Source organism: Rahnella bruchi, from assembly GCF_003614975.1.
GTDB classification, from domain to species: domain Bacteria; phylum Pseudomonadota; class Gammaproteobacteria; order Enterobacterales; family Enterobacteriaceae; genus Rahnella; species Rahnella bruchi.
Genome location: NZ_QZWI01000006.1, coordinates 72,921 through 88,679 on the forward strand (window position 1 = coordinate 72,921; position 15,759 = coordinate 88,679).

12 protein-coding genes are annotated in these 15,759 nt (G+C 53.0%); 6 read left to right on the forward strand and 6 right to left on the reverse strand.

Features of this window, described 5'->3' with window-relative positions; genetic code table 11:
- Position 1: 1 nt before the first annotated feature.
- Both D5398_RS12855 and D5398_RS25460 read right to left on the reverse strand, forming a co-directional pair.
- Positions 2-790 (reverse strand): YtjB family periplasmic protein, encoded by a 789-nt coding sequence (locus D5398_RS12855; RefSeq protein ID WP_120507991.1) that lies wholly within the window; start codon positions 788-790, stop codon positions 2-4.
- Positions 772-939 (reverse strand): hypothetical protein, encoded by a 168-nt coding sequence (locus tag D5398_RS25460; RefSeq protein ID WP_162940759.1) that lies wholly within the window; start codon positions 937-939, stop codon positions 772-774. The genes D5398_RS12855 and D5398_RS25460 overlap by 19 nt, the downstream gene beginning before the upstream one ends.
- Between D5398_RS25460 and serB the strand changes: the two genes are divergently transcribed.
- The 5 genes from serB (at position 938) to D5398_RS12880 (ending at position 7,560) form a co-directional block, all read left to right on the forward strand.
- Positions 938-1,903: a phosphoserine phosphatase gene (gene serB / locus D5398_RS12860; protein ID WP_120507992.1), complete on the forward strand. Its 966-nt coding sequence runs from the start codon at positions 938-940 to the stop codon at positions 1,901-1,903. The genes D5398_RS25460 and serB overlap by 2 nt on opposite strands.
- Before the next feature lie 20 nt (positions 1,904-1,923).
- The gene (radA, locus tag D5398_RS12865) at positions 1,924-3,306 is read left to right on the forward strand and encodes a DNA repair protein RadA (protein ID WP_120132546.1); all 1,383 of its coding nucleotides are present in this window, start codon (positions 1,924-1,926) and stop codon (positions 3,304-3,306) included.
- A gap of 117 nt (positions 3,307-3,423) precedes the next feature.
- Complete coding sequence (gene nadR / locus D5398_RS12870; protein WP_120507993.1) at positions 3,424-4,683, forward strand: multifunctional transcriptional regulator/nicotinamide-nucleotide adenylyltransferase/ribosylnicotinamide kinase NadR; 1,260 nt, start codon at positions 3,424-3,426, stop codon at positions 4,681-4,683.
- A 346-nt stretch (positions 4,684-5,029) separates the two neighbouring features.
- On the forward strand, positions 5,030-6,685 hold the full coding sequence (locus D5398_RS12875; RefSeq protein WP_120507994.1) for a DUF3300 domain-containing protein: 1,656 nt from the start codon (positions 5,030-5,032) through the stop codon (positions 6,683-6,685).
- Between the two features lie 17 nt (positions 6,686-6,702).
- Positions 6,703-7,560, forward strand: a complete 858-nt coding sequence (locus tag D5398_RS12880; RefSeq protein WP_120507995.1) for a DUF2950 domain-containing protein — start codon at positions 6,703-6,705, stop codon at positions 7,558-7,560.
- Positions 7,561-7,663: 103 nt separating this feature from the next.
- Here the strand turns inward: D5398_RS12880 and D5398_RS12885 are convergent, their stop codons facing one another.
- The gene (locus D5398_RS12885) at positions 7,664-8,665 is read right to left on the reverse strand and encodes a zinc-binding alcohol dehydrogenase family protein (protein WP_120507996.1); all 1,002 of its coding nucleotides are present in this window, start codon (positions 8,663-8,665) and stop codon (positions 7,664-7,666) included.
- 108 nt (positions 8,666-8,773) lie between these two features.
- Here D5398_RS12885 and D5398_RS12890 point away from each other — a divergent pair, with 108 nt between their 5' ends.
- The gene (locus D5398_RS12890) at positions 8,774-9,682 is read left to right on the forward strand and encodes a LysR family transcriptional regulator (protein ID WP_120507997.1); all 909 of its coding nucleotides are present in this window, start codon (positions 8,774-8,776) and stop codon (positions 9,680-9,682) included.
- A gap of 64 nt (positions 9,683-9,746) precedes the next feature.
- On the opposite strand, the gene ettA is transcribed toward D5398_RS12890, so the two are convergent.
- From ettA to D5398_RS12905, 3 genes are all read right to left on the reverse strand, one after another.
- Positions 9,747-11,414, reverse strand: coding sequence for an energy-dependent translational throttle protein EttA (gene ettA, locus D5398_RS12895; protein WP_120508084.1), 1,668 nt, complete (start codon positions 11,412-11,414; stop codon positions 9,747-9,749).
- Positions 11,415-11,615: 201 nt separating this feature from the next.
- Complete coding sequence (rcsA, locus tag D5398_RS12900) at positions 11,616-12,296, reverse strand: transcriptional regulator RcsA (protein WP_120507998.1); 681 nt, start codon at positions 12,294-12,296, stop codon at positions 11,616-11,618.
- A gap of 318 nt (positions 12,297-12,614) precedes the next feature.
- On the reverse strand, positions 12,615-15,353 hold the full coding sequence (locus tag D5398_RS12905) for a cation-transporting P-type ATPase (RefSeq protein WP_120507999.1): 2,739 nt from the start codon (positions 15,351-15,353) through the stop codon (positions 12,615-12,617).
- Positions 15,354-15,759: the final 406 nt, after the last annotated feature.

Consider the following 15,759-nt stretch of genomic DNA (forward strand, 5'->3'; position numbering starts at 1 on the left):
ATCACTTTGGCCGGCTGCGTTTCAGGCTGCGGTAAGCGGCTTGTGCGGCTTCTTTAGTTTGTGCTTCGGTCGCAGGTTTGGCCGGCGTGACCTCGGATTCCGGCTCAGGAATGTTCAGCACCGGTGGCGGGCCGAACTCGTCCGGCTCTTCTTCCTGTTCATCATCTTCTTTCAACGGCTTGCTGGCGGTCAGCAGGAACGGCGATTGCTGCCAGCGCGAACGGCGCCCTTGCAACAATGTCCGCGCCAGAATAATGCCCACACCTAACGCAGCGAGCATCATCAGACGCAACAGATTGGTGGTGTTATCCACCTGTTTGGATTCTGTCGCGAGTACGTGCGTGTCCAGCGTGATACGTAAAAATCCGCTCGGACCATTTTTATCTTCGATAGGCACCACAATCTGATGATTGAAGTAGCTGCCTGCGCGTTTACCATCAAGAGACAATCTGTCACGCACCGGCACCTGTTCGCCGGCATGGGCGACCAGAGATCCATCCGACTCATAAACGCTGGCATCAAGAATGCGGCTTCCGTCAGTAAGCTGGCTCAAGATAGTGGAAATTTGTGCGATATCGGCGCCATCATTATTGCTGTCCATCAGCGGTGCAAGCGAAAACGCCACCTGTCTGGCGAGCGTCTGGGCAAGCTGTTCCACCTGCGTTGAGCGTGCCAGTTGATGTCCCAGACTGAAATAGGATGCGCCTTGCATCAGAATGACTAATAACGCCAGACTTATCAATACGATAGCTGCGCGATGCAGGCGAAATTTTAGTTTGGCCTTGGCCATTCTGTTTCCTTGCGTTTTTCGATGACTTTATGTTGCCAGAAGAGGCTACGATAAGGTAGCTTGATGCCTGTTTTTATCGACGTTGCTTCTGCCTCTTTAGCTGTTTTATTAACTATCGTTTTAACAAAAAAATCTACCGGAGCCATCATGCCAAACAGTCTGACCTATTGCGATCTTCCTGCGGAGATCCACCAATGGCCGGGACTTCCCCTTTCATTGAGCGGTGACGAGGTCATGCCGCTGGATTACCGGGCCGGACATACCGGATGGCTGCTCTACGGTAGAAAACTCGATAAAACGAGCATTACGCAGTTTCAGCGCCGGTTAGGTCGTGCTCTGGTGATTGTCAGCGCCTGGGCCGTGGAAGGTTATCAGGTCGTGCGTCTTGCCGGTTCGCTTACTGCCGACGCACAGCAACTGGCTGAAACTTTTGAATTTGATGTCACTCAGCTCGGCAAAGTGCCTTATCTTCGCACGCCTGGCCTGCTGGTAATGGACATGGATTCTACCGCGATTGAGATTGAATGCATCGACGAAATTGCCAAACTGGCGGGCGTCGGTGAACAGGTGGCGGAAGTCACCGAGCGTGCGATGCGTGGCGAACTGGATTTCTCCGCCAGTCTGCGTCAGCGCGTTGCGACCCTGAAAGACGCCGACGCGGGCATTCTTGAGCAGGTGCGCGAAACCCTGCCGCTGATGCCGGGACTGACCGTCATGGTGCAGCGCCTGCAGGAAGCGGGCTGGCATGTCGCCATCGCTTCCGGCGGCTTTACCTATTACGCCGAATACTTGCGCGATAAGCTGAATCTGATTGATGTTGCGGCGAACGAGCTGGAAATCCGCGACGGCAAACTGACCGGACGTGTGATCGGCCCGATCGTTGACGCGCAATACAAAGCAGACACCTTACTGAAGCTGGCGGAAAAACTGGGGATTTCTCAGGAACAAACCATTGCGATTGGTGACGGCGCGAATGATCTGAAAATGATGGCTGTAGCCGGTCTGGGTATTGCGTATCACGCCAAGCCGAAAGTCTATGAACAGGCTTCGGTCTGTATCAGACATGCGGATCTTTTGGGTGTACTCTGTATTCTCAGTGGCAGTCAATCCTAATAAATACAAAGAGGTAAGTTGTGGCAAAAGCAGCAAAACGTGCATTTGTGTGTAATGAATGTGGCGCAGATTATCCGCGCTGGCAAGGGCAGTGTAGTGCCTGCCAGGCCTGGAACAGCATTACCGAAATCCGTTTGGCGGCTTCCCCAACTGTGGCGCGTAATGAGCGTCTGACCGGATATGCCGGGGATGCAGGCGTCAGTCGCGTGCAGAAACTCTCGGATATCAGCCTCGATGAACTTCCGCGTTTCAGCACCGGTTTCAAGGAATTCGACCGCGTGCTGGGCGGCGGTGTGGTGCCCGGCAGTGCGATCCTGATTGGCGGTAACCCAGGCGCCGGCAAAAGTACGCTGCTGCTGCAAATTCTGTGTCACCTCAGCGAAAACATGAAAACCCTGTACGTCACCGGCGAAGAATCGTTGCAGCAGGTGGCGATGCGTGCGCACCGTCTGGGTTTACCGACGGCTAACATGAATATGTTGTCGGAAACCAGCATTGAGCAGATTTGTGAAATTGCCGATGTTGAGCAGCCAAAACTGATGGTGATCGACTCCATTCAGGTGATGCATATGGCGGATATCCAGTCGTCGCCGGGTACGGTTGCGCAGGTGCGTGAAACGGCGGCGTATCTGACCCGTTTCGCCAAAACGCGCGGCGTGGCGATCGTCATGGTCGGCCATGTGACCAAAGACGGCTCTCTGGCTGGCCCGAAAGTACTCGAACACTGTATCGACTGTTCGGTCTTGCTCGATGGCGATGCCGATTCCCGTTTCCGTACACTGCGCAGCCACAAGAACCGTTTCGGTGCGGTCAATGAACTGGGCGTGTTTGCCATGACAGAGCAAGGACTGCGCGAAGTCAGCAACCCTTCAGCGATATTCCTCAGCCGTGGTGATGAAATAACTTCCGGCAGCTCCGTGATGGTGCTGTGGGAAGGAACGCGCCCGTTGCTGGTCGAGGTGCAGGCGCTGGTCGATCAGTCGATGATGGGCAATCCGCGTCGCGTGGCGGTGGGACTTGAACAGAACCGTCTGGCTATTTTGCTGGCTGTTTTGCATCGTCACGGCGGCTTACAGATGGCGGATCAGGATGTGTTCGTCAACGTGGTCGGCGGCGTGAAAGTCACCGAAACCAGCGCTGACCTGGCGCTGCTGCTTTCTCTGGTTTCCAGCCTGCGCGACCGTCCGTTGCCGCAGGATTTAGTGGTGTTTGGCGAAGTCGGGCTGGCGGGCGAAATTCGTCCCGTGCCGAGTGGTCAGGAACGTATTACTGAGGCGGCGAAACACGGTTTTAAGCGCGCGATTGTGCCGCATGCTAACGTGCCGAAGAAAGTCCCGGCCGGGATGCAGGTGTTTGGCGTCAAAAAACTGGCCGATGCGCTGGCGATCCTCGACGATTTATAATTGTTTGAAGCGGTAACTGTTCTCTTCTGTAGCTTTTCTCCTCTGTAATTAAGGGCTGTCTTTGTGCTATTTTTTGTTTAGCTATTTTGTTTAGTAAAGCAAACCTGGGGACAAGGCATGTCACAGTTCGACTATCTAAAAACCGCGATTAAACAACAGGGACGCACGCTGCAACAGGTGGCTGAGGCCAGCGGGATGACCAAGGGTTATCTCAGTCAGTTGTTGAATGCAAAGATAAAAAGTCCCAGCGCTCAGAAGCTGGAGGCTTTGCATCGCTTCCTTGATCTTGAGTTTCCCCGTCGTGAAAAGAATATCGGCGTGGTGTTCGGCAAGTTTTATCCGCTGCACACCGGCCATATCTATCTGATCCAGCGCGCCTGTAGCCAGGTGGATGAACTGCATATCATTATGGGCTATGACGAGCCACGCGATCGCGAGTTGTTTGAAAACAGTTCCATGTCTCAGCAGCCAACGGTCAGCGACCGACTGCGCTGGTTGTTGCAGACGTTCAAATATCAGAAAAACATTCGTATTCATGCCTTTAACGAAGAAGGGATGGAACCCTATCCACATGGCTGGGATGTCTGGGGACGTGGTATTAAAGAGTTCATGGACCAGAAAGGCATTGAACCCAATACCATTTATTCCAGCGAAGAAGCGGATGCACCGCAGTACCGTGAACATCTCGGTATTGAGACGGTGCTGATCGACCCGAAACGTTCGTTTATGAATATCAGCGGTCGTCAGATACGCCAGGATCCGTTCCGCTACTGGGATTATATTCCGACCGAAGTGAAGCCGTTCTTCGTGCGAACCGTGGCAGTGCTGGGTGGAGAATCCAGCGGGAAATCTACGCTGGTGAATAAACTGGCTAACATTTTTAACACCACCAGCGCCTGGGAATATGGCCGCGATTATGTGTTCTCGCATTTGGGCGGTGACGAAATGGCGCTGCAATATTCGGATTACGATAAGATCGCGCTCGGTCAGGCGCAGTATATTGATTTTGCAGTGAAATACGCCAATAAAGTGGCCTTTATCGATACGGATTTCCTGACCACTCAGGCTTTCTGTAAAAAATATGAGGGGCGTGAGCATCCGTTCGTGCAGGCGCTGATGGATGAATACCGGTTTGATCTGGTGATTTTGCTGGAAAACAACACGCCGTGGGTGGCCGACGGACTGCGCAGTCTGGGCAGCAATGCTGACCGGATGTCTTTCCAGAATTTGCTCATCGAGATGTTAAAAGAAAACAAAGTGGATTATGTTCACGTTGAATCTTCAGATTACGATCAGCGTTTCCTTGAATGCGTGGAACTGGTGCAGAACATGCTGGCCGCAGATACCAGCCGTCTGAATTTGCCGCCGGTCAGCTGATCAAAAGGCAGCAATTAAAAAAGCGTGTGTTCCGTTGAATACGCGCTTTTTATTATTTACCACGCCAATGTTTGATTGATTATGTATTTCATATAATTATTAATGAATTCATATAATTAAAACCCTTCTCAGATTTACTAATTCCGTTTGTAACAGCAGAAAATAAAATATCCTCTTTAATCAAGTGATTGAGTTATTTCCTTTTCTGGTCATTTTTATTGCGCATTTTATGTGTAAATCCCATTCATGAAATAAAAATACAGTGGCGCCCGTTGAGTTTTATTTGTCCGATTATACTCATTCATTGTGCCTCTCAATCCGGCTGAGGCTTTTTAAGGTGATCCGAATGAATTTATCATTCAAGCCCTGGGGTATCGCAGTTCTGTGCGGTGCCGGCGCATTTGCTCTTGCCAGTGTCATGTTTATGCAAGGCTGGCTTCCCGTCAGCAGTCAGGCAGAAACCACAACCCAGACCACGCCTCCGGCGGTCCCTGCCCCCGCAGCGGTACCGGCAACGCCTGAGCCCGCTTCTGCACCTGTCCCGGCAGCGGCCGTTACGCCGCCAGCCTTTACTCAGGCTCAGCTCGATCAGTGGGTCGCGCCTGTCGCCCTCTATCCTGACAGCCTGCTCTCGCAGGTGCTGATGGCCTCGACCTATCCGACTAACGTGATTCAGGCCGTGCAATGGTCGCGTGACCATCCGCAAAGTCAGGGTGACGCCGCAGTGACACAGGTCGCGAACGAACCCTGGGATCCGAGTGTGAAATCACTGGTGGCATTCCCGCAGCTTCTGGCGCTGATGGGAGAAGATCCGGCATGGGTACAAAATCTAGGAAATGCGTTTCTGGCGCAACCTGATGACGTCATGAATACCGTGCAGAAATTCCGTGAAGTGGCGCAAAAGAGCGGGGCGCTGAAAAGCACTCCGCAGCAGACGGTAACCGTTAAACCGAAACCGGCTTCGACAACGGTGGTGAAGGGGGCTCCGGCACAGCAAACCATCGTAATTGAATCCGCCGATCCGCAGGTGGTGTATGTGCCGAGCTACAACCCGAATGTGGTCTACGGTGCGTGGCCGACGCCTGCCTACCCACCGGTTTATCTCCCGCCACCGCCGGGTGAACAGTTTGTGAATGGCATGGCGTCGGGCATTGGCTTTGGCGTAGGTGTTGCGGCGACGTATGCGATTTTCGGTAGCATCGACTGGGATGACGATCATCATCACGACGATTATGACCACCACGATGATTACGATCATCATGACGATCACCATGATGACGGGCATCACGGCGGCGGGTCGCAAAATAATTATGTCCATGTGAACGTAAACAACTACAACCGTATTTCCGGAAACAACAACCGCAATGTGGTGAATCATCCGGGCTCTGGCAATACTGCTGGCTGGCAGCATAATCCTGCCTTTAACGCAGGTCTGCCAAATCATGCGACAAACCTCAGCGGAGCCACGCAAAAGCAGGCGCTGACTAATGCGGCGCAGCGCAATAATTTTCGTGGTTACGACAGCAACTCACACAGTTTTAACGGCAATAATGCGGTCGGGCGTAATAACGGCGGTGTACAGAATCAGACGCTGGATCAACGTCGTCAGCAGGCGGCCTCGGTGATGAGCAATCATCAGGTGAATCCGCAACACAGACCGCAGCAACATTCAGCCACTGCCAGCCGGGCTGCTGCATCACCCGGCAACCATTCTGTTTCCGGACGTCAGCAGAGTCAGCATCATGAATCGCTCTCGCAGAACCGGCAAACTTTACAGCATCAGAACGGCGGGCCGCTGAATCAACACAACGGCGCTCAGCAAAGGCAGAATTTCCATCAGGGAAATAATGCCTCACGCAGCACGGCGTTCAGCGGGAACTCAAGCCGTGCGCCATCGTGGCAACAGCAGCAGGCGCGTGGCAATCAGAGCCGCCAGCATATGCAGAATTTCCAGCATGCACGTCCTGCGAACGCAGAGCCGGTGCATTTGCATCGCCGCTAGATTGACGAGGAAAGGAAATGAAGACATTGCGTAATACGTTGATTTCAGCAGGCTTGTTATTACTGCCTTTGACTGGCTTCGCGCAGCAGATGTTTACCAGTCCGGATCTGGCAGCGCAAGCGCTGGTGAAAGCCATTAATACCCATGACGACGCTGCGTTGGAGAAGATTCTGGGCGATAAATGGCGGGTTTATTTGCTTGAGAAAGATGTCGATCCGGATGAAGTTGCGCGTTTCCTGCGTGACTGGAAAATCAGCCATAAGATTGCCACCGAAGGCGACACTGCGCATCTGAATGTCGGGACGGAGAACTGGCAGTTGCCGATCCCGATGAAGCAGACGGCGCAAGGCTGGTCATTTGATATGGTGGCCGGGGCGGCGGAAATTGAAACCCGCACGATAGGTCGTAATGAGCTTTCCGCCATTCAGGCGGTGGCCGCTTATGCCGATGCCCAGCACCAGTATCAGCAAACGGCAGGGGAATACGCTCAGCGGTTCATCAGCACCGAAGGGCAGCACGATGGCCTGTACTGGCCGGTTAAAGAAGGCGAAGCGCCAAGCCCGCTGGGGCCTGCGTTTGGCGATGCTCAGCCGGGGGCTGATTATCACGGATATTATTACCGCATTCTGACGTCGCAGGGGGCGAATGCCAGCGGCGGTGCCTTCAGCTATATCGAAAACGGCAAGATGACCAAAGGCTTTGCGCTGATTGCCTGGCCAGCAGTGTACGGCCATACCGGTGTCACCAGTTTTATGACCGACCAGCGGGGCGAAATTTATCAGCAGGATCTCGGGCTGCAAACCGATGCCGCAGCGCGTGCGCTCACGACGTTTGACCCGGACGCCAAATGGCAGAAAGTGGATGACGGTGAATAGACGTCACGCCTGACTGACGCAATGCCTGAATGAGAAAAGCCCCGCCATGACAGTGACGGGGCTTTTTTATTTCTATGTGAAAGGATCAGACAGACCGGCAGGATCAGAACGCGACGACAACTTTGCCCTGCATATGGCCGTCGATCACTTTGGCATGTGCCGCTTCAATGCTTTCGACGGTCAGGCCGTGAAGGGTCTCGCTCAGCGTCGTTTGTACTTTCCCTTCGTCGACCAGTGCGGCGACTTGTTTGAGGATCTCGCCCTGTTCGGCAATATCCGGCGTGGTGAACATGCTGCGGGTATACATCAGTTCCCAGTGCAGCGCGGCGCTTTTCAGTTTCAGCTTGTTCATATCCAGCGGATGTTCGTTTTCAACAATGGTACAGATGTGGCCCATCGGCGCGATCAGATCGGTAATGGCTGCCCAGTGACCGTCGGTGTCGTTCAGGCAAAGAATGAAATCCACCTGTTTGATATCGTGTTTTGCCAGTTCGCCTTTCAGATCTTTGTAATTTACGGTCAGATCCGCACCACGATCCAGGCACCATTGTGCGGATTCGGGACGGGAAGCTGTCGCGATCACTTTCACTTTGCTGCGCAGCGACGCAAAAGGGATCGCCAGCGATCCGACGCCACCGGCACCGCCGATGATCAACAGGGTTTTATCTGCAGAAGCCTCCTGAATTTTGAGATGCTCGAACAGCGATTCCCAGGCCGTCAGCGTGGTCAGAGGCATAGCGGCGGCCTGCGCCCAGTCCAGGCTTTTTGGTTTGAGGGAAACAATACGCGAGTCGATCAGTTGTTCAGTCGCATTGCTGCCTGAGCGGGTGATATCTCCTGCGTACCAGACTTCATCACCGGCTTTGAAATTTTTCACCGCGCTGCCGACCGATTTAACGATACCGCTGGCATCCCAGCCCAGCACTTTAGGTGCATCCAGACCGCTTTTTTGCACGCCTTTATGTACTTTAGTATCAACCGGGTTAACTGACACGGCTTTCACTTCCACCAGCAGATCGTAATCTTTCGCGACAGGCTGTGGTAATTCAACAGCCACAAAGTGCGCCGGGTCTTTCGGGTTTACTGCGATTGCTTTTACAGACATCAGAATTTCTCCATATATTGCTTCGGGTATACAGACAGTCTAGCCCTCGTGCGACAAGCTGATAAGATGGACAATAACTAACAAAGTGTTCGTCTCAGGTGAACAATCATGTTTAAACAATTACAGGATATGGCGCTGTTTGCGCTGGTGGCGGAATGCGGCAGTTTCACCCAGGCCGCCAGCCGCGCCGGTTTGCCCAAATCCAGCGTCAGTCAGCGTATCAGTCAGCTGGAAAAATCTGTCGGTATACGGTTACTCAACCGCACCACCCGCCAGCTGAACCTGACGTTCGCCGGCGAACGCTATCTGATCCACTGTCAGGAAATGATGCAGGCCAGCGAACGGGCGGAGCTGGCGATCCGCCGTCTGCGCGATAACCCGAGCGGACGTCTGCGCATCACCAGCCCTGCCGGATTGGGGGCAACGCTGCTGGCGCGGGTGAATGTCGAATTTCAAAAGCGCTATCCCGATGTGTCACTGGAAGTCTCGGTTTCAGATGCGATGGTGGATCTGGTGCAGGAAGGGTTTGATATCGCGCTGCGTACCGGTAAGCCGCAGGATTCTTCGCTGATTGGCCGCGAACTGGGACACAGCCCGCGCTATCTGCTGGCGTCACCGGCGTATCTGGCGCAGCATCCGGCAATTGAAACGCCGCAACAGCTGGCATCTCATCACTGCATTGCACACCGGGCCTGGTCGGAATGGGTGCTGCATCATGGTGAAAGCTATCACCGCTGGCTGCTGCCCTCCGCGCACACCACCGACAACTTGTTGTATGCGCGGGAATGCGCGCTGGCGGGCGCGGGTATCACGCTGTTACCGGCATTTTTATGTCATGACGAAGTGGCACAGGGAACCCTGGTACGGGTATTACCGGAGTGGGAAGCAGAAGGGAATGATCTGTATCTGGTTTATCCGGGGCGGAAACTGAATTCACCGGCGCTGGCCTGTTTCATTGATTTTATGCTGGAGGAATATGGCTTTGCGAAGAGTTACAGCGAGGCGCTGGCGGGATAAGTCTCAGTAAATTGCAGATATAAAAAAGGCCCGTTTCCGGGCCTTAGCTGTTTTATAAAGACGATTACTTGATCATCTTTTTGTACTTGATGCGCTTCGGCTCTAACGCTTCGGCACCTAAAGTACGTTTTTTGTATTCTTCGTATTCGGTGAAGTTACCTTCGAAGAATTCGACTTTACCTTCATCCTGATAGTCGAGGATGTGGGTCGCGATACGGTCGAGGAACCAGCGGTCATGGGAAATGACCATCGCGCAGCCCGGGAACTCCAGCAAGGCGTTTTCCAGTGCGCGCAGGGTTTCGATGTCGAGGTCGTTGGTCGGTTCATCGAGCAGCAACATGTTGCCGCCAACCTGGAGCAGTTTTGCCAGATGCAGACGGCCACGCTCACCACCGGACAATTCGCCCACGCGTTTGCCCTGATCAACACCTTTAAAATTGAAGCGGCCAACGTAAGCACGGCTTGGCATTTCAGTGGTGCCGACACGCATAATGTCCTGACCACCAGACACTTCTTCCCACACGGTTTTGCTGTTGTCCATAGAATCACGGAACTGATCCACAGACGCCAGTTTCACGGTGTCGCCCAGCTCGATGGTGCCGCCGTTAGCTTCTTCCTGGCCTGACATCATGCGGAACAGGGTCGATTTACCGGCACCGTTCGGACCGATAATCCCGACGATTGCGCCTTTCGGTACGGAGAAGGACAGGTCGTCGATCAGAACGCGATCACCATAAGACTTGCTCAGGTTTTTCACTTCGACGACTTTGTCGCCCAGGCGTGGACCTGGTGGAATGAACAGTTCGTTGGTTTCGTTACGTTTCTGATATTCGGTGTTGTTCAGCTCTTCAAAGCGAGCCAGACGGGCCTTGCCTTTAGACTGACGGCCTTTCGCGCCCTGACGAACCCACTCCAGCTCTTTCTCAATAGATTTACGACGGGCCGCTTCAGAAGAAGCTTCCTGCGCCAGACGTTCATCTTTCTGTTCCAGCCATGTGGAATAGTTACCTTCCCACGGAATACCTTCACCGCGGTCAAGCTCGAGGATCCAACCGGCGACGTTATCGAGGAAGTAACGGTCATGGGTGATCGCCACAACGGTACCTTCGAAGTCGTGCAGGAAGCGTTCCAGCCATGCCACGGATTCTGCATCCAGGTGGTTGGTCGGTTCGTCGAGCAGCAGCATGTCTGGTTTTTCCAGCAGCAGGCGGCAAAGAGCCACACGGCGGCGTTCACCACCGGACAACGTGGCGACTTTCGCATCCCAGTCTGGCAGACGCAGCGCATCAGCAGCACGTTCCAGTTGGCTGTTCAGGTTATGCCCATCATGTGCCTGAATGATCTCTTCCAGACGGCCCTGTTCAGCGGCCAGTTTGTCGAAATCGGCTTCCGGCTCAGCGTACAGCGCATAGACTTCATCAAGACGTTTTAACGCGCCAACGACTTCAGAAACGGCTTCTTCCACGGACTCACGCACGGTGTGTTCCATGTTCAGCTGTGGTTCCTGCGGCAGATAACCGATTTTCAGATCAGGCTGCGGACGTGCTTCGCCTTCGATGTCGGTATCGATACCGGCCATGATGCGCAGCAGGGTGGATTTACCTGAACCGTTCAGACCCAGAACACCGATTTTGGCACCAGGGAAGAAACTCAGGGAGATGTTCTTAAGAATATGACGCTTCGGCGGAACAATTTTGCCGAGGCGATGCATGGAATATACGTATTGAGCCACGTTGTTTTGAGCCTCTTTCTGCGGGCCGCGCGCTTTCTGCGAAGGGCAGGCGCTGCGGCAAATTAAAGCCAGCCCCGCCTGACTGCGGCATGACTGATAAGGGTTCCGACTGCGAAGTTTAGCTTGTTTCAGTCGTGTACCCAACCATCAGGTTCACAGTAAGGCAAGAATGTTGCTGGCTGCAGATAAGAGGGCAGGCTTTCAGCCGAAAGGAACAGTGAATTCATCCGGTTCGCTGGCCGGACGTAATGGCTGAATACGCCCCACAAACATGCCGGAAGTCAGGATGTCAGTGAGCTTAACAACATGATATATAGCCTGTTTATTCTGTGTCTTGACCTTGCGCTTGATGTTGCCTTTATGCGAGGCCACAGTTTTCTGTTTGATGTTCAGATGTTGGGAAATAATTTCCGTGTTCAGTCCGGACATCCACATTTTCAGAATGCTTGATTCCGTCCGGCTCAGGCTGACCGGCGTAAGATCCAGCATTTGTTCCGTTTCACCCACCCGCGACAGATGCAGGTTGTGAGCGATAAGCTGATAAATCGTGGTTGTCCGGATGGATTTTGACAAAATGATGATGTTTTTACGGATCGGCACATAGTTCTGATAATTCAGGTTTTCTTTGGAGATAAAGACAAAGAAAAGCGTGCCGGGATGCGCGTCGATCACCCCCCTGAGGGCGTGGCCGGAAGGCGCATCAGATGTAAAACAATCTTCATTCACAAAGATGATTTCAGGCGTCAGGGAATTGCATACGGCTTGCAGTTCGTTGATGTCCTTGAGCGAAAGAATGTCTTTCTGGTGTTGTCCGTTAAGTTGCAAGAGCGAATGCAATGCCAGCTGTGTGTAAAAGCACTTATCTACAATGAGCGATGACATTGTGGGTTACCTGTTTGTTGGCCTCTGTATAACTGCGAAGCAGAGAGGCTCGTTTTTATAAAACTGACCGTATTGCGATGGGGCCATCCCTTTAAAGCTGCCGGAGTGCGGCATAACTCAATTGCTGTGAAAAGGGATACCCTTGGCGAGAGTAATAAAGCGGTGTGAGATTGATGTAAATCAGCTGGAAGGGTATTGGGATGTTTTGCGTGATCTCTGAGACGAACTGAACGCCAAGGCGTCTAAAGTTTCAGAAATGTGACTATTTAAAGGCTAAAAACCGGGCTACCACAGGCAGCCCGGCCAAGAGTTTCAGTTTCAGTCTTTCTTGCGGATAAAGCGGTTAACCAGCCATTTTTCAATTTCGACAATCACGAAGATCATCGCGCCGACCATCAGGGTGATACCCCAGAATTTCAGCGGCATTGGCACAGTGCCGAACAGAGAGTTCATGACCGGCAGATAAATCAGCGCCAGTTGCAGGAGCAATAGCACGCCGGAGACAATCCACAGTCCTTTGTTAACGAACACTTCACGGCTCAGCGGGAAGCGGTCCATCACGCGGCAGTTAAACATGTACACCCACTGTGCGGTAACCAGCGTCTGCAACAGCACGGTGCGGATCAAATCGCTGCTGTAGCCCTGCGGCTGCATCCAGGCTTCGAGAACGAAGGCGCTGCAGGCAATCAGAATACCGACGAAAGCGATACGCCAGACGGCGTGCAGGTCGAGAACGTGCTGACCCGGCGGGCGCGGGCGGCGGCGCATCATGCCTTTTTCTGCCGGCTCAAAGGCCAGACCGAAGGACAGCGTGGTGGAGGTCGCCATGTTCATCCACAGGATCTGGACAGGCGTCAGCGGAATCACCGCACCGGCCAGAATCGCCAGAATAATCAGCAGCCCCTGCGCGAGGTTTGTCGGCAGGATGAACAGAATGGTTTTCTTCAGGTTGTCGTATACGCGACGCCCTTCTTTCACCGCGCTGGCGATGGTCGCAAAGTTGTCATCAGTCAGTACCATGTCAGCGGCTTCTTTAGTGACTTCGGTGCCTTTGATACCCATGGCGATACCGACATCCGCCTGTTTCAGCGCTGGCGCGTCATTCACGCCATCGCCGGTCATGCCGACCACTTCGCCGGTTTCCTGCAGGGCTTTCACCAGACGTAATTTATGCTCAGGGCTGGTGCGGGCGAAAATATCGTACTGGCTGGCGGCGACGGCCAGCTCAGCGTCATCCATATGCTCTAGCTGATAGCCGGTAATGGAGTCACCGCTGTTGCCGATGCCTAACATTTTGCCGATAGCCATCGCAGTTTCCTGATGGTCACCGGTGATCATCTTCACGCGGATCCCGGCCTGCTGACACTGCGCAATAGCATCAATGGCTTCAGGGCGCGGCGGATCCATCATGGCGGCAATACCTGCGAACACCAGCCCTTGTTGCAGGTGGTCGTGGTTCAGGTCGCCCTCAATTTGCGGCTCATCTTTGATGGCGGCGGCCACCATGCGCAGCCCCTGACGGGCATAGCGCGCCATCTCTTCTTCCCAGTACTCGCGGCGGAAAGGCTGAACGCCATTTTCCGTCAGTTCATCAGTCGCTAGGGAGAACAGCACATCCGGGGCGCCGGTCACATACAGCTGAGTTTTGCCGCCAATCCGTTGCAATGTCGCCATGTATTTGTGTTTGGAATCGAACGGAATTTTATCCAGAGATTCAACCTGACCGGTATGCAGATTGGCTTTCGCCGCCAGCACTTTCAATGCGCCGGACGTCGGGCCGCCGGTAATTCCCCAGTGACCTCTGTCGTCCTGATTCAGCTGGCTGTCGTTACAAATATCCACGACAGTGATGAAAGTGTTGAGCACCGGCATACTGATGACATCCACCTGGCGCTGCGAGAGTTCTTCCAGGATGCGCCCTTTCGGCTGGTAGCTTTCGCCTTCCACATCGTAAGCGCGGTCTGCCAGAATCACCGCTTTTACGGTCATTTCATTCATGGTCAGCGTGCCGGTTTTATCCGAGCAAATGACGGTCATGGAGCCCAGCGTTTCGACGGTCGGCAGTTTGCGGATGATGGCGTGATTACGCGCCATCGACTGTACGCCCAGCGACAGAATAATTGAGATAATCGCCGGTAAGCCCTCAGGGACTGACGCCACGGCCAGACTGATCAGCGACAGCAGCAGTTCGCCCAGCGGCATGTCGCGCAGGATGAATGCGAAAACAAACAAGAACGCCATCATCAGAAGGATCAGGGCGAAAATGCCTTTGCCCAGTTTGTCGATTTGCTGCAACAACGGGGTGCGCTGCGCTTTAATCGCCGACATCATCTGGCTGATGTGACCCAGTTCGGTGTCCTGACCGGTGGCATAAACCACACCGGTGGCGGTGCCGCCGCTTACCATGGTGCCGGAGAACAGCAAATTATGGCGATCGCCGATCATGACTTCTTCGTCGATGAGCTGAGCGTTTTTGATGACGACGGTGGATTCGCCGGTCAGGATAGCTTCTTCGACCTGCAGATTGTGTGCGCTGACGATACGCACGTCAGCCGGGATTTTGTCACCGGGACGCAGTTGCACGATATCGCCGGGCACCAGCTGGTCGGCATTGAGGGTTTGAACTTGTCCGTCACGCATCACGACGGCCTGACTGGACAGCATATTCTGAATGCTTTTCAGGGATTTTTCTGCGCTGTTCTCCTGCAGAAAACCAATCAGCGCATTGATAACGGCAACGCCCAGGATCACAAATGTATCAACCCAGTGTCCCATTGCGCCGGTCACCACGGCGGCGGCGAGCAGGATGTAAATCAGAACATCATTGAAGTGCGCCAGAAAACGCATCAGGGCGCTTTTAGATTGTTTTTCCGGTAAGGCGTTCGGGCCATATTTTTTCAGGCGCTCGCTGGCTTCCTGCCGCGTCAGGCCATTTTCACTGGTTTCCAGACGCTGCATCGCATCGTTACTACTAATCTGATACCAGTTTTTGTTTTCTGCTGCTGCAGACGAGGACGGGCTGGCATTCGTTTTTACAGATGAAGCTGAATGAGTCATATACTTTTCCATAAGCAAAGAACTGGGCTGTTATTAATATTTCAATCCTGACGATGAAATAGTGAATATCATTAAAACAATTTTTCAATAGGGTGTGATAATAATTAATCAGGTAGGAATAAATTTGATCTGAGCCAAAAAATACTTTTTTATGCTGTAATTAATAATAAAAATTGTTTAAAAACAATATCATAGAAAAATTATGAATTTGCGTATTATTTACGGGTCATTTAAGGTTTGTTTAGGAATTAGATGTCTGGGTAAAGTGATGTAAATAAAGCTGAGTTTTGTCAGTGTGGTTATTTTATTTTAAATTGTAAGTGTGCTATCTATTTGCTAATTAGCACTAAATAACCGCTAATTATCTGCGGGTATAACGTCCGCCACCATTATTCATACCTCTACG

Bases quoted from the DNA above. Each gene is read 5' to 3' on its own strand.
- D5398_RS12855 (WP_120507991.1), bottom strand. From the start codon at position 790: ATGGCCAAGGCCAAACTAAAATTTCGCCTGCATCGCGCAGCTATCGTA.
- serB (WP_120507992.1), top strand. From the start codon at position 938: ATGCCAAACAGTCTGACCTATTGCGATCTTCCTGCGGAGATCCACCAA.
- D5398_RS25460 (WP_162940759.1), bottom strand. From the start codon at position 939: ATGATGGCTCCGGTAGATTTTTTTGTTAAAACGATAGTTAATAAAACA.
- nadR (WP_120507993.1), top strand. From the start codon at position 3,424: ATGTCACAGTTCGACTATCTAAAAACCGCGATTAAACAACAGGGACGC.
- D5398_RS12875 (WP_120507994.1), top strand. From the start codon at position 5,030: ATGAATTTATCATTCAAGCCCTGGGGTATCGCAGTTCTGTGCGGTGCC.
- D5398_RS12880 (WP_120507995.1), top strand. From the start codon at position 6,703: ATGAAGACATTGCGTAATACGTTGATTTCAGCAGGCTTGTTATTACTG.
- D5398_RS12885 (WP_120507996.1), bottom strand. From the start codon at position 8,665: ATGTCTGTAAAAGCAATCGCAGTAAACCCGAAAGACCCGGCGCACTTT.
- D5398_RS12890 (WP_120507997.1), top strand. From the start codon at position 8,774: ATGTTTAAACAATTACAGGATATGGCGCTGTTTGCGCTGGTGGCGGAA.
- rcsA (WP_120507998.1), bottom strand. From the start codon at position 12,296: ATGTCATCGCTCATTGTAGATAAGTGCTTTTACACACAGCTGGCATTG.
- D5398_RS12905 (WP_120507999.1), bottom strand. From the start codon at position 15,353: ATGACTCATTCAGCTTCATCTGTAAAAACGAATGCCAGCCCGTCCTCG.